14 protein-coding genes and 4 tRNA genes are annotated in these 12678 nt (G+C 69.7%); 13 read left to right on the top strand and 5 right to left on the bottom strand.

All coding sequences use genetic code 11. The features are described 5' to 3' along the window. The first annotated feature begins 28 nt into the window (after positions 1-28). Positions 29-544: an ASCH domain-containing protein gene (locus ACIPVB_RS12295; protein ID WP_400369260.1), complete on the top strand. Its 516-nt coding sequence runs from the start codon at positions 29-31 to the stop codon at positions 542-544. Positions 545-578: 34 nt separating this feature from the next. Here ACIPVB_RS12295 and ACIPVB_RS12290 read toward each other — a convergent pair. Further along, positions 579-654 (bottom strand) — tRNA-Val (locus ACIPVB_RS12290). Between the two features lie 152 nt (positions 655-806). Here ACIPVB_RS12290 and ACIPVB_RS12285 point away from each other — a divergent pair. The 5 genes from ACIPVB_RS12285 to merB all read left to right on the top strand — a co-directional run bounded on the left by ACIPVB_RS12285 (position 807) and on the right by merB (position 3140). After that, positions 807-879, top strand: a tRNA-Gly gene (locus ACIPVB_RS12285). Between the two features lie 65 nt (positions 880-944). Continuing rightward, positions 945-1015 (top strand) — tRNA-Cys (locus ACIPVB_RS12280). 27 nt (positions 1016-1042) lie between these two features. Beyond that, positions 1043-1117: transfer RNA gene (locus ACIPVB_RS12275), tRNA-Val, on the top strand. 377 nt (positions 1118-1494) lie between these two features. Beyond that, a complete protein-coding gene (locus tag ACIPVB_RS12270; protein WP_400369259.1) occupies positions 1495-2427 on the top strand; it encodes a DNA-3-methyladenine glycosylase family protein in 933 nt (310 codons plus the stop codon). 38 nt (positions 2428-2465) lie between these two features. Then, the gene (merB, locus tag ACIPVB_RS12265; RefSeq protein ID WP_400369258.1) at positions 2466-3140 is read left to right on the top strand and encodes an organomercurial lyase; all 675 of its coding nucleotides are present in this window, start codon (positions 2466-2468) and stop codon (positions 3138-3140) included. Positions 3141-3374: 234 nt separating this feature from the next. Here the strand turns inward: merB and ACIPVB_RS12260 are convergent, their stop codons facing one another. Then, complete coding sequence (locus ACIPVB_RS12260; RefSeq protein ID WP_400369256.1) at positions 3375-3815, bottom strand: SRPBCC family protein; 441 nt, start codon at positions 3813-3815, stop codon at positions 3375-3377. Positions 3816-4026: 211 nt separating this feature from the next. On the opposite strand from ACIPVB_RS12260, the gene ACIPVB_RS12255 reads away from it, so the two are divergent. The 4 genes from ACIPVB_RS12255 to ACIPVB_RS12240 all read left to right on the top strand — a co-directional run bounded on the left by ACIPVB_RS12255 (position 4027) and on the right by ACIPVB_RS12240 (position 5953). Continuing rightward, positions 4027-4239 (top strand): hypothetical protein, encoded by a 213-nt coding sequence (locus tag ACIPVB_RS12255; protein ID WP_400369255.1) that lies wholly within the window; start codon positions 4027-4029, stop codon positions 4237-4239. A 312-nt stretch (positions 4240-4551) separates the two neighbouring features. Further along, entirely contained in the window at positions 4552-4965 is a 414-nt protein-coding gene (locus tag ACIPVB_RS12250) for a PPOX class F420-dependent oxidoreductase (RefSeq protein ID WP_400369254.1), read from the top strand. Positions 4966-5136: 171 nt separating this feature from the next. Further along, positions 5137-5520 carry an ATP-dependent DNA ligase gene (locus ACIPVB_RS12245; RefSeq protein WP_400369253.1) on the top strand — a complete coding sequence of 128 codons (384 nt, stop codon included), beginning with the start codon at positions 5137-5139 and terminating at the stop codon, positions 5518-5520. A 40-nt stretch (positions 5521-5560) separates the two neighbouring features. Beyond that, complete coding sequence (locus tag ACIPVB_RS12240) at positions 5561-5953, top strand: PPOX class F420-dependent oxidoreductase (RefSeq protein ID WP_400369252.1); 393 nt, start codon at positions 5561-5563, stop codon at positions 5951-5953. Positions 5954-5956: 3 nt separating this feature from the next. On the opposite strand, the gene ACIPVB_RS12235 is transcribed toward ACIPVB_RS12240, so the two are convergent. Then, on the bottom strand, positions 5957-7108 hold the full coding sequence (locus tag ACIPVB_RS12235; protein WP_400369251.1) for an SLC13 family permease: 1152 nt from the start codon (positions 7106-7108) through the stop codon (positions 5957-5959). Between the two features lie 82 nt (positions 7109-7190). Here ACIPVB_RS12235 and thrS point away from each other — a divergent pair, with 82 nt between their 5' ends. Genes thrS through ACIPVB_RS12220 form a run of 3 tightly spaced genes read left to right on the top strand, consistent with a single transcriptional unit; the run spans position 7191 to position 10419 of the window. Beyond that, positions 7191-9176 (top strand): threonine--tRNA ligase, encoded by a 1986-nt coding sequence (thrS, locus tag ACIPVB_RS12230; RefSeq protein WP_400369250.1) that lies wholly within the window; start codon positions 7191-7193, stop codon positions 9174-9176. Next, complete coding sequence (locus tag ACIPVB_RS12225; RefSeq protein ID WP_400369249.1) at positions 9173-9760, top strand: HIT family protein; 588 nt, start codon at positions 9173-9175, stop codon at positions 9758-9760. The genes thrS and ACIPVB_RS12225 overlap by 4 nt, the downstream gene beginning before the upstream one ends. A 56-nt stretch (positions 9761-9816) precedes the next feature. Continuing rightward, positions 9817-10419: a hypothetical protein gene (locus tag ACIPVB_RS12220; protein WP_400369247.1), complete on the top strand. Its 603-nt coding sequence runs from the start codon at positions 9817-9819 to the stop codon at positions 10417-10419. Between the two features lie 46 nt (positions 10420-10465). On the opposite strand, the gene pdxY is transcribed toward ACIPVB_RS12220, so the two are convergent. Together pdxY and ACIPVB_RS12210 are read right to left on the bottom strand one after the other, a co-directional pair. After that, positions 10466-11320: a pyridoxal kinase PdxY gene (gene pdxY, locus ACIPVB_RS12215; RefSeq protein WP_400369245.1), complete on the bottom strand. Its 855-nt coding sequence runs from the start codon at positions 11318-11320 to the stop codon at positions 10466-10468. After that, a complete protein-coding gene (locus ACIPVB_RS12210) occupies positions 11317-12657 on the bottom strand; it encodes an aminotransferase class I/II-fold pyridoxal phosphate-dependent enzyme (protein ID WP_400369243.1) in 1341 nt (446 codons plus the stop codon). Before ACIPVB_RS12210 ends, pdxY begins: the two co-directional genes overlap by 4 nt. Positions 12658-12678 lie beyond the last annotated feature (21 nt).

Raw genomic sequence — 12678 nt, 5'->3', positions numbered from 1 at the left:
CGGACGCGGCGTTCGACAGCATGGGGCCGTGACCACGTCCTTCATCGTGATCGATCACGCCGCGGCGTCTCGCCTGTGGCGGGACTACGCCCGCGCTCGGCCGGAGGCAGCGGCATCCGACTCCGCGTTCACCGTCGAGCACTTCGGCGATACGCCCGAACTCGCCGACGAGTTGCTGCACGCGGTCCTCGGCGGGAGAAAGCGGGCTACCTCCGCTCTCGTCCGCGAGTTCACCGTGGACGGAGATCCGCGGCCACGGATCGGCATGCACGTCATCGTGTGCGACGGGCGCGGCACACCCCGGGTCATCCTGCGCACGGTGGAGCTGCGGATCGGCGATTTCGGCAGCGTCGACGACAAGTTCGCCGCCGACGAGGGCGGGCGCGATCGAACGCTCGACGGGTGGCGCGCAGGGCATCGCCGTTACTTCACACGTGTCAGCTCGGCGTGGCAGACCCCGTGGAGCGAGAGTGAGGACATCGTGTTCGAACGCTTCCGCGTCGTCTGGCCGCCGGCTCTGGCGGATGCCGCGAGCACCGACTGAACGACGAAGCCCCCGGCTGACCGGGGGCTAGATCTGGTGGGCGATACCAGACTCGAACTGATGACCTCTTCCGTGTGAAGGAAGCGCGCTACCAACTGCGCCAATCGCCCGCATCCCGTGACGGGACTCATCGATCGTACCCGATGCCGAGAGGTGCTCCGAACCATCCAGCGAGACACGCGCGGGCCGCACTTCGTTTTGCACGCGCGCTCAGATCGGGTAATGTCTTACGAGTGCTCGGGGCAAGCCCCGGGAACAGAATGCGGATGTAGCGCAGTTGGTAGCGCACAACCTTGCCAAGGTTGGGGTCGCGAGTTCGAGTCTCGTCATCCGCTCGAGTGGAGGGATCTCCGTCTGAAAGACCGACGGAGGATCACGACACGTGGGTCGAACCACACACGGTGGCGTGGCCGAGCGGCTAGGCACCGGCCTGCAAAGCCGTTTACACGGGTTCGAATCCCGTCGCCACCTCAACTCACAAATGAACAGCCTGTATAGGCGCGATTGGCGCAGCGGTAGCGCGCTTCCCTGACACGGAAGAGGTCACTGGTTCGATCCCAGTATCGCGCACCACCTGAAACCCCCGGCTCGCCGGGGGTTTTCGTGTTTCCCGGCTTCTGTCCGACCGCTCCCATGGAACCTACGTGGGACGACGGCGCGATCCGAGACGTGTCGGACGTCGCTCGCCCGGCATGTCGGGCGTGAACTATCGCCACCAACGATGTCAACCGGGGGCCTTCCTGTGCCGTGGAGGCGGGAGCGCAATTCGTCGTTCTACCCGTGACCAGACCGTGGGGCCAGGTGGTGGCGTACGTGCGAGACCTCGACATCATCCTGGTCGAACTGAGTTCTCCGTTGGAGAATTGAGCGCCGTCGTGACGCGAGGCGCGTGCCTGGACGCCTCCCGCTCCGACGTCGGCGCTTCGGGTCGCACGAGAGGGATGTCACGGATGACTGATCGGGACCCTGTCGCGCCGTCCGACGCGCACCTCGAGTGGATGCCGCCGCATCCGACGCACCTGCTCGAGACGGTGGGGCGCCTGCAGCACGGCCGGAACGATCCGGTGCACCGGGTCGTCGACGGTGTGCTGTGGCGGACGTCCCGGTCGGCGTCCGGTGAGCCGTCCACGATGCGCGTGCGGCGCCGGCCGAACGGTTCGTTTCGGGCCGACGCGTGGGGCGGAGGGGCGGATGCCGTGGTGGCCGCCGCTCCGGATCTTCTCGGCGCTCGGGACGACCCGACGGGCTTCGTCCCGCGGCATCCCGTGATCGCGAGGGCACACGCCCGGCATCCGGGGCTGAGGATCGCGCGAACGGGTGACGTACTCGGCGCTCTCATCGCCGCGACGCTCGAGCAGCGCGTGACGGGTGAGGAGGCGATGCTCGCCTGGCAGGTGCTGAACCGGGAGCTGGGAACCCCCGCGCCCGGCCCGGCGCCCGCGGGGATGATGGCGCCGCCCTCCCCACAGGCGTGGCGCGCAGCACCCGAGGCGCTGTGGCGTCGCGCCGGCGTAGACAACCGCCGCGCCGGGGCGATCCGGCACGCGGCGGCCCGCGTCGACGCGCTGGTCCGCCTCGCCGACCTCCCCTCCGGGCGGGTCGACGAGGCGCTGCGAAGCCTGCCGGGCGTCGGAGCCTGGACCGCCGCCGAGGTCCGCCAGCGCGCTCTCGGAGACGTCGATGCCGTCTCGGTCGGCGACTTCCACCTCGCGGCCATGATCGGACACACTCTCGAGGGGCGTCGCTTCACCGATGCGGAGATGCTCGCCTACTTGGAGCCGTGGCGCCCGCACCGCTACCGCGTCGCGCGACTCCTGTACGCGTCGGGCTTCGAGACCGCGCCGCGACGGGCCCCGAGGCAGCAACGCGGTCCTACTCGATGAGGTCACCCGTGATCACCCGCCCCCATTGGAGGAACTCCTTGCCCCTTTCTGAAAACGCGGAACGCACTCGCCTCACCCTTTACCGGCACTTCGCCGCCACCGGCCGAGCCCTCGATCCCGCCGAACTCGCGGCCGCCACCGGGCAGTCGGAGGATGAGGTGCGATCCGACCTGGGCGAGCTCGCCGCCGCGCGGCACGTCGTGCTCGAGGGGAAGGAGGTCGTTCTGGCGCACCCCTTCGCATCCCGCTCCTTCCGGTTCTCCGTCATGGGCCCCGACACCCTCTGGTGGGGCGGCTGCGCATGGGACGCGTTCGCCATCCCCCACCTCGTTCCCGATGCACCCTCGGTCCTCGTCGCCACGACGTGCCCCGCGTGCGGGACGCCTCACGCGTGGACCGTCACGAGCGAGCAGCCACCGGCGGGGGAGCAGGTCGCGCACTTCCTCGTGCCCGCGGCCGACATCTGGCCCGACGCCGCGCAGGCGTGCGAGAACCAGCAGATCTTCTGCGACGAGAGGTGTGTCGACGAGTGGCTCCGCGAAACAGGCAATAAGCGTGGCGACGTCCTCTCGCTCACGACCCTGTGGAACCTCGCCTCGCACTGGTACGACGGTCGGCTCGACAGCCCGTACAAGCGCCGTGACCCCGCCAGTGCGGCGGCATACTTCTACGAAGTGGGACTGCGCGGGCCGTTCTGGGGGCTGCCGGACTGAGTGCGAGGGGAAGGCCTGGAGGGCTCGCCGACGTCTCGCGTGCGTCTGCCGGTTCTCGGCGCGTATCGCCACGACGATCAAGAGTGGGCCAGTGACCCTCACCTTCGCCTGCGAGCTCGCCGCACCCGAGACGGAGGTGGACATCCGCACCGATCGCGCGGACGGACAGGCGGCGGGCGTGCAGCTCGCGCTCGCCACCGCCGACGTCGACGGCTGCCGGACCGAGCGTGAGGGTCAGGCCTCGACGGCTTGCTTCAGCTTCGCGAGCGTCCGCCGGTTTTCGCCGCGGATCGCGAAGACGATGAGAGGATGCAGCAGGCGCAGACGCCCCGCCGTCGTGATGCGGCCCGTTCGCGTGATGTGCACGCCGCGGTCGGTGGGGGACAGAACGTAACGGATGCGGATCGCGAGGTCGCCGCGGTCGGTCTGCTGCTCGAAGGTGACGAGGCGGTCTGGCTCGAACTCCGCGACCCGTCCGGTCATCGGGCCGGCGGAGGTGTGCTCGCGGTAGGTCGTCCCTACCGACACGGCAGCGGAAGAGACCTCCTTCGTCCCGCGGTACGAGCCCGAGTGCGGCAGCCACGACTCGAACCCGCGGAGGTCGGTCAGCTCCGCGAACACGGTCGCGGCGGGAGCGGCGATGGCGGTTTTGGTGATGCTGATGCTCGTCGGCATGGCGATCCTTCCGGGCGCGGCCTCAGGGCTCGACGTGAGTGTCTCTGCATGTTGTCAGGTCGCGGAGGCGCCTCACCATTCGTGGAGGGGAAGCCGCAGACGTGTCGTGGGAGCAGCCGCCTCCAGTGGTGCATAGAGGTCGATGGAGTTGCCGTCGGGATCGAGGAGGGTGGCGTAGCGCTGCCTCCAGAACGCGTCCCCACGGTTGCACGTGGGACGCGTGACCGGCGGCGATCATCCGTTCGTACATCGCATCGACCGCCGCCGGGGTGCCCATGTCGAAGGCCAAGGCGATGCGGTGCCCGCCTGTCGCAACGGTGAAAGCGGGATCGAACGTGCGGACGGTGTCGACCGTGTCCCAGGCGAGGGCCGTGCCAGCACCCAGATCAGCAGGGATGACCTGGCGGACTTCCTGATCACCTAAGTGGAGGACCGCACCTTCGTCGGTCGGCTGCCGTTTGTCAGTGCCTGAATCCGTGATGGCTGAGCAGCCGGATCGGGCCACCCCGTGGAAGAGTCGAACGGGGAAGCGGTTGTTCCCGCCGCCAGAAAGGGGGGCTGCGGAGTGCCTGGCGGCGGGAACACTTCGACGTTAGGGCATGTCCTCCGAATGGGGGACATGAATCCGTGATCTTGCGCAAGCGTTGCGCTGATCTTGCGGTCGTGCTGAGGCATGGAACCGGGGGAACCAACCAAGGCCCGTCCCGACGCCGCCCCGACCCCGTAGCGTGGTGCCATGACCGTCCCCGACACCCTCTGGCGCGAGATCGCGGCATCCCCCTTCGTCACCTTCGGCACCTATCGTCGCAACGGCGCGCTCGTGTCGGTACCCGTGTGGATCGCCCGTGACGGCGACGAACTGGTCGTGACGAGCGAGCGCGCCACCGGCAAGGTCAAGCGCCTGCGCAACGATGCCCGTGTCGTCCTGCGGCCGTGCAGCCGCGGGGGCGCCGTCGAGCCCGACGCGATCACCGTCGAAGCCCACGGACGTGTCGCCGGCCCCGCGACCGAGGACGCCCGCGCCGACACCGCCCTGCACCGCAAATACGGGTGGCAGTACAGGGCGATCCTCGGTTTCGAACGCCTGATGCGGCGTGTTCAGCGCAGACCCGGAGACCGCGTCATCCTGCGCATCTCGCGTCCGGACTGAGCTCCGGCCCGTTTGCGACGTCGCCTATCCCCGAACCGCGATACGGGCAAGGGGGTTTGCTGTTTCGGCGGATCCACGAGACGCTGCACAGCAGCAGCCGCGAACCCCCACCATCTCGTCGACTTCTCACCGGGGGACGCGCGCGTCAGGGGGAGCGGTTCGGGGGACACCATGGGCAAGTTCATCTACGACAGCACCATCAAGATCGACTTCGAGGATCGCCTCCTCGCGCACCTGCAGGCCGTGATCATGGCGAAGGTGCGCCGGGGCGAGAGCTTTCCCTTCACCTGGAAAGACGACATGAGCACCGGGGGCGGCCGCACCACGGTCTACATCCACCCGAACGTCTCGCTGGTGTTCAAGTACCACGGCAGCCGCAGCCCGCAGCTGAGCGCCGCCTGGCTGCACGCCCTCACCTACAACGCCAACTCGGGCCGCGGTCTGTATGTCATCCCGGAACCCGACGAGTCCGCCCCGCGCGAGAGCGCCCCGCGCGACGAGATGGTCTTCCGCGAGGTGCCCAACGACCAGCTCCGCGCACCCGCGCACTCCTGAACCGGGAATGCCGGACGCACGAACGACTGTTGCCGACAGCATGACCGACTGGAACGACGCCAAGCCCTTCTTCGAGACGGATGCCGTCGCCCACCTCGCGACGCTCATGTCGGACGGCTCGCCGCACACCATCCCGTTGTGGGTCGGGGTCGACGGCGATCGGCTCATCCTCTTCACGGAGGCGGACACTCTCAAGGACCGCAACCTGCGACGCGACCCCCGCGTCGCGATCTCGGTGACCGGTGCCGACAACCCGTACGCGATGGCGTTCGTGCGGGGTGAGGCCGTCGAGCGTCTCGACGGAGACGCGGCACTGCCCTTCGTCGACCGCATCTCGAGGCTGTACACCGGCGAGCCGTACGGGATGCGTCAGGGGCTGGCCGTCTGGTTCATCGAACCGCGCAAGTCGTGGTCCCGCACCTACGACGACTGACCCTCACCACACCAGCGGCAGCACGCCCAGGAGCAGGATCGGCGGGGCGATCACCGCACCGAGCAGGACGAATCGGCTCCACCGCACCTCGACGCCCGCCGCGACGAGCCGGTCGTGCCACAGCAGCGTCGCCAGCGAGGCCCACGGTGTGACGATCGGCCCCGCGTTGACACCGATCAGCAGTGCGGCCAGACGCACCGGGGAGCCCGCGACCGACTCGAGCGCCAGATAGGCGGGCAGGTTGTTGATGCCGTTCGCCGCCAACGCCCCCACGCCGGCCAGCTGCCACAGCGACACGAGATCGTCCCCCGTACCCGCGAGGACCGAAGTGACGCGCCCGATCCCGAGCGCCTCCAGCGCCCCGACCGCCAGGAAGAGCCCGCCGGCGAAGATCAGCAGCGACCAGGGCACGAGCCGGATGCCGAGCGCCCCGGGCGCGCGCACGGCGAACACGACGACGAGCGCCACGGCTGCGGCGACGGCCGGCATCCACGGCTCGAGACCCACGACCAGCAACGGCAGCAGAGCGAGCGTCACGATGCCCGAGATGCGCAGCAGCACCCGGTCGGAGACGGCGGGCGCGGCGGCATCCGGATAGGTCCGCGGCAGGCGCAGCAGGAAGGCCACGGTCAGCACCAGGACGGACACCGCGATCGCGATGAGGGCGGACGGCCCCAGCAGCGCGAGGAACGCGATCGGATCGTGACCGCCACCGAGGGCCTCGGACGCCAGCAGGTTCGTCAGATTCGACACCGGCAGCACGAGCGAGGCCGTGTTGGCGAGCACCACGGTGACGAACGCGAAGGGAAGGGGGTCGAGTCGACGGGCGACGGCCATCGCGATCACCACCGGCGTCAGCAGCACGGCCGTGGTGTCGAGTGAGAGGAAGGCCGTCGACACCACGGCCAGACCCACGACCAGCACCCACAGCAGGGCGGTGCGACCACGGGCGAGCCCGGCCAGCCGCGCGGCCACGACGTCGAACAGTCCCGCCTTCGACGCCAGCTCGGCGACGATCGTGACCGCCACGACGAACAGCAGGATCGGCCACACGCGATCGGCGACGCCGAGGGCGTCGTCGGCGGGAAGGGCGCCGGTGAGCAGCGCGACGATCCCGAGGATCCACAGCACGCCGCCGATGATGGCCAGAGTCACCGCTCCAGCATGGGGCACGCGGGGTGCGATCCAGGCCACGCCCGCCCGGTAGCCTGGAGCGGACCCCTTCAGGAGATGTTCTGTGACTGATTTCCCCGCCGATGGCTTCGCTCTCTTCCCCGACCGCTCGGTCGTCGCCCTTCGCGTCAACGGGGAGTTGAAAGACCTGGCCACGACCGTGACGGCCGATGACCGGGTCGAGCCGGTCACCATCGACAGCGCCGACGGCCTGTCGATCCTGCGCCACTCCACGGCCCACGTGCTCGCGCAGGCCGTCCAGCGCGTCAAGCCCCAGTCGAACCTCGGCATCGGCCCGCCCGTCACCGACGGCTTCTACTACGACTTCCAGGTCGACGAGCCCTTCACCCCCGAGGACCTCAAGGTCATCAAGAAAGAGATGGAGCGCATCGTCCGCGAGAACCAGCGGTTCGTGCGCCGTGTCGTCAGCGACGACCAGGCGCGCACCGAGCTCGCCGACGAACCGTTCAAGCTCGAACTGATCGGCCTCAAGGGCGGGTCCGCCGAGGCCGCCGAGGGCGCGTCCGTCGAGGTCGGCGCCGGGGAGCTGACCATCTACGACAACGTCACGCGTGACGGCGAGACCGCGTGGAAAGACCTGTGCCGCGGCCCGCACGTGCCCGGCACCCGCCTCATCGGCAACGGCTGGGATCTCACCCGCATCGCCGGCGCCTACTGGCGCGGCAGCGAGAAGAACCCGCAGCTGCAGCGCATCTACGGCACCGCCTGGCCCTCCAAGGACGAACTGCGCGCCTACCAGCACCGTCTCGAAGAGGCGGCCAAGCGCGACCACCGCAAGCTCGGCAAAGAACTCGACCTGTTCTCGTTCCCCGACGAGATCGGCCCGGGCCTGAGCGTCTTCCACCCCAAGGGCGGCATCATCCGCTACGAGATCGAGCGCTACATGCGCGAGCGTCTGCTCGCGAGCGGCTACGAGGTCGTCAACACCCCGCACATCACCAAGGGCGACCTGTTCATGACGAGCGGTCACCTGCAGTGGTACGCCGAGGGCATGTACCCCCCGATGGTGCTCGACGAGGTGGTGGATGCCGACGGCCACGTCTCGCGCGAGGGCCAGGAGTACTACCTCAAGCCGATGAACTGCCCGTTCCACAACCTGATCTTCCGCTCGCGCGGCCGCAGCTACCGCGAACTGCCGCTGCGCCTGAGCGAGTTCGGGTCGGTCTACCGCTACGAGAAGAGCGGCACGCTCGCGGGCCTCACGCGCGTGCGCGGCATGACCCAGGACGACACCCACATCTACGTCACCGCCGACCAGGTCAAGGCAGAGCTGACCCACAGCCTCGACTTCGTGCTGCAGACGCTGCGCGACTACGGCCTGAACGACTTCTACCTCGAGCTGTCGACCAAAGAAGAGGGCAATCCGAAGTTCATCGGCGACGACCGCCTCTGGACCGAGGCGACCGAGACGCTGCGCGAGGTCGCCGAGGCTTCGGGGCTCGAGCTCGTCCCCGACCCGGGCGGGGCGGCGTTCTACGGCCCGAAGATCTCGGTGCAGGCTCGGGATGCCATCGGCCGCACGTGGCAGATGTCGACCATCCAGCTCGACTTCAACCAGCCCGAGCGCTTCGAGCTGGAGTACACCGGTCCCGACGGCGAGAAGCACCGTCCGGTCATGATCCACCGGGCCCTGTTCGGCTCGGTCGAGCGCTTCTTCGCGATCCTGCTCGAGCACTACGCCGGAGCCTTCCCCGTCTGGCTCGCCCCCGTGCAGGTCGTGGCCGTCCCCGTCGCCGCCGAGTACGGCGACTACCTGCAGGGCATCGTCGCCGACCTCAAGAGCAAGGGCGTACGTGCCGAGGCCGACCACAGCGACGACCGCATGCAGAAGAAGATCCGCACGCACACCACGCAGAAGGTGCCGCTGATGCTGATCGCCGGCGAGCAGGACCGCTCGAACGGCACGGTCTCGTTCCGCTTCCGCGACGGAACCCAGCTCAACGGCATCCCCGTCGATGAGGCCGTCGCCCGCATCACCGGGGCCATCGCGCAGCGCACCCTGGTCGACACGGCCGAGGACCTGGCGTGACCGACGCCTCGGGTGCCGCCGCGGCCGACGCATCGTCGCCGGCCGCGGGCGGTCCCGAGCTCGTGGACGCGACGACCCTGGCCGGCGTGCCCGACGAATTCCAGCGACTGTGGACGCCGCATCGGATGGCGTACATCTCGGCGGGCCGCGAGCCGATGGAGAAGAACTGCCCCTTCTGCGCCGCCCCCGACAAGAGCGACGAGGACGGGTTGATCGTGGCGCGGGGGAGGACCGCCTACGTCCTGCTCAACCTGTTCCCTTACAACTCCGGCCACCTGCTGGTGTGTCCGTACCGGCACATCGCCACGTACGACCAGGCCACCGACGACGAGGTCGCCGAGATCGGCGCGCTCACCCAGCGCGGCATGCGTGTGCTGCGGGCGGTGTCGAACTGCGACGGCTTCAACCTGGGCATGAACCAGGGCGCGATCGCCGGGGCCGGGGTCGACGCCCACCTGCACCAGCACATCGTGCCGCGGTGGGCGTCGGACGCGAACTTCTTCCCCATCATCGCCAAGACCAAGGCCCTGCCGCAGCTGCTCGGTGACGTGCGCCGCGCGGTGTCGGACGCCTGGAACGCCTGATCGGGGTTATCCACAACCCCCGTTCGTCACGGCCCGGTCCGCACTAGCGTGTGGCCATGCTCGCCCGCACCCGCCTCGTCCTCATCTCCCTCGTGACGACCGCCGTCCTGGCGGCGACGACGGCATGCCTGCCCCTTCCTCGTCCCGTCGCGGACGCCGCGCCCGTCACGCCGAGCGCCATGCCGACGGCCGACGAGCTGCCCAGCCCCAGCGAAGACGCCGTCGCCGACCCGGATGCATTTGAGGACGTCTTCGCCGAGCGCGACCAGTTCTTCCGCGATCAGCAGCTGCCCATGGACGGCACGCCGCTCGTCGCGGTGACCCCCGCGCAGCAGCAATTCATCGCCGAGCAGCGGACGTACGTCGAGCAGCAGGGGATCTCGTGGACGGCCATGGACGAGAACCTGGCGCTCGCCCTGGCGGGGGACGCGTGCGAAACGGCGATCCTCAGCCGACACGAGGTCGACGCCTCCACGCTGATCGCGCACGTGTCCACCTCGCCCCTCTTCGCGCGACTCGTCCCCGCCGAGGCGACGGGTGACGAACGCGCGGCGGCCGAGGCACCCATCGCGAGTGTCATGGCCTTCGGCGCCACGTTCCTCTGCCCCGAGGACGGCGCGATGTGGGTCGCCGCCTACCGCGAGGTCTACGGCGGCTGAGCTCCAAAGGAGCCGAGGCGTCGCCGACCGGCGCGAACGCGTCGGCTCAGCGCACCTGCCGCACCGCGAACTGCAGGCGCGGGTGCGCGTACGCCTCCTGCGACTCGATCAGGCGCAGCTCGCGCGACCCCGACTCGTAGGTGTTCGTCAGCAGATCGAAGACACTCGACGCCGTGCGCGCGAGCGCGTCGGCCGCATCTCCGCCACTGCGGCGGTAGTGCGCGGTGAACAGGGCCGCCGTCACGTCGCCGGAACCGTTCGCCTTCATCGGGATGAGCGGGGTCTGCACGATCCACGCGCCGCCGTCGTCCACCACCATCATCTCGATGGTGTTGGGCTCACGGTCGGATCGCTCGACGCTGGTGACGAGGATGGTGCGCGGGCCGCGGGCCCGCAGCGCGTCGGCTGAATCCAGGGTGGAGGCGATGCTCCCCGGTTCGGTCCCCGTGAGGAAGCCGAGCTCGAACTGGTTCGGGGTGAGGATGTCGGCCACCGGCACGACGCGCTCCCGGAGCAGTTCCGGGATGGCCGGGGCGACGAAGCACCCCGACTTGGCGTTGCCCATCACCGGATCACAGGCGTAGACGGCATCCGGGTTCGCCCTCTTCACCCGCGCGACGGTGTCGATGATGACGTCCGCGATGCCCGCGCCGCCCTGATAACCCGAGAGCACCACGTCGATCTGGGGGAAGACCCCGCGATCCTCGATCCCCGCGATCACCGCAGCCACGTCGTCGGGCGAGATGAGCGGCCCGCGCCACGCCCCGTATCCGGTGTGGTTCGAGAAGTTGACCGTGTACACGGGCAGGACCTCGACGCCGATGCGCTGGAGGGGGAAGACGGCGGCGGAGTTTCCGACGTGCCCGTACGCGACGGCGGACTGGATCGAGAGAACCTTCATGCCTCGATCCTTCCACCTCGTGCGCCTGCGCGACGCGTTCCGGCCGCGACGGCGATGTCGTCGGCGAGGGTCGCCGCCGATGCCTCGTCGAGGTCGTGCACGGTCAGCCGCAGGAACGCGCCGGCGCGCTCGCGCGCGAGGAAGAACGGGTCGCCCTCCCGCACGAGCCAGCCGCGGCGCATGAGTTCTTCGCGGACGGATGCCGCGGGCACGGGCAGCGGAACCCACAGGTTGAGCCCGTCACCGGCGGTGGTGGGCAGCCCCCGTTTCGTCAGGGCGTGCGCGAAGGCGGCGTTGCGCGCGGCGTAGTGCTCCGCGGCCGCTTCGATGCCGGCGCGCACCGCCTCGTCGGTGACGAGCGCCAGGGTCAGCCGCTGCAGGATGTGGCTCACCCAGGTCGTACCCGGCGTGAGTCGGACGGCGAGCCCGTCGGCGGTGTCGGGGTCGGATGCCGTGACGGCGAGGCAGGTGTCGGGACCGAGGAACTTCGACATCGACCGGATGCGCGCCCATCGCCTCTGCGCGGGGCCGATGATCGAATGCAGCGGCGCCCGGGACAGCAGCGAGAAGTGGTCGTCCTCGATCACGAGCACGTAGGGATGCTCCTCGAGCACATCGCGCAACGCCGCGGCGCGTCCGCCGCTCAGGCTCGCACCCGTGGGATTGTGCGCGCGCGGCGTGCAGATCACGGCGCGCACGCCGGCCTCCAGCGCGGCGCGCAATCCGTCGACGGTCATGCCCTCGGCATCCACCTCGACGGCGACGGCGCGATAGCCGCCGGTGCGCACCGTGTGCAGAGCCGAGAGGAAGCACGGGTCCTCGAGCGCGACGGCGTCATCGCGCTGCAGCGCCTGAGCCAGCAGCCGCTCGATGGCGTCGCTCGCGCCGCTGGTGACCGTGATCCGCACGTCGTCGGGGGCGAGATGATCGGTCATCCAGGCGCGCGCCCACGACTCGAGACCGGGGTCGATGACCGGTTCGCCGTAGAGCACGGGCCGGGCCGAGCGGGCGAGGGCCGCGGTGGGGTCGGGGATGCGGGCGGGATCGGGGTTGCCCGTGCCGACGTCGCGCAGCACGGTGTCGGGGGCGTAGCCCTCTTGAGCCACCGCCGTGCGATCGGCCACCCGCGTGCCCCCGCGGCCCCGCGCCTCGACGAGGCCGGCCTGCGCCAGCTGCCGGTACGCGGCGACGACGGTGTTGCGGTTCACGCCGAGATCGGTCGCGACCGCCCGGACCGGGGGGAGCGGCGTGCCGGGGAGGAGCTCGCCGCGCTCGATACGGGTGCGCAGATCGGCCGCGATGCCCGAGGCCGAACTGCCGGTCAGATCGATGCTCATGGAACCCCCTCGACTTCCATC

The sequence above is a fragment of the Microbacterium sp. NPDC090007 genome (assembly GCF_044748345.1).
GTDB lineage: Bacteria > Actinomycetota > Actinomycetes > Actinomycetales > Microbacteriaceae > Microbacterium.
This window is presented reverse-complemented; position numbering and strand designations above follow the sequence as displayed.

What these genes read in the sequence shown, in the direction of transcription:
- ACIPVB_RS12270 (WP_400369259.1), top strand. Translation starts at nt 1,495, where the DNA reads ATGACTGATCGGGACCCTGTCGCGCCGTCCGACGCGCACCTCGAGTGG.
- ACIPVB_RS12260 (WP_400369256.1), bottom strand. Translation starts at nt 3,815, where the DNA reads ATGCCGACGAGCATCAGCATCACCAAAACCGCCATCGCCGCTCCCGCC.
- ACIPVB_RS12250 (WP_400369254.1), top strand. Translation starts at nt 4,552, where the DNA reads ATGACCGTCCCCGACACCCTCTGGCGCGAGATCGCGGCATCCCCCTTC.
- ACIPVB_RS12245 (WP_400369253.1), top strand. Translation starts at nt 5,137, where the DNA reads ATGGGCAAGTTCATCTACGACAGCACCATCAAGATCGACTTCGAGGAT.
- ACIPVB_RS12240 (WP_400369252.1), top strand. Translation starts at nt 5,561, where the DNA reads ATGACCGACTGGAACGACGCCAAGCCCTTCTTCGAGACGGATGCCGTC.
- ACIPVB_RS12220 (WP_400369247.1), top strand. Translation starts at nt 9,817, where the DNA reads ATGCTCGCCCGCACCCGCCTCGTCCTCATCTCCCTCGTGACGACCGCC.
- pdxY (WP_400369245.1), bottom strand. Translation starts at nt 11,320, where the DNA reads ATGAAGGTTCTCTCGATCCAGTCCGCCGTCGCGTACGGGCACGTCGGA.
- ACIPVB_RS12210 (WP_400369243.1), bottom strand. Translation starts at nt 12,657, where the DNA reads ATGAGCATCGATCTGACCGGCAGTTCGGCCTCGGGCATCGCGGCCGAT.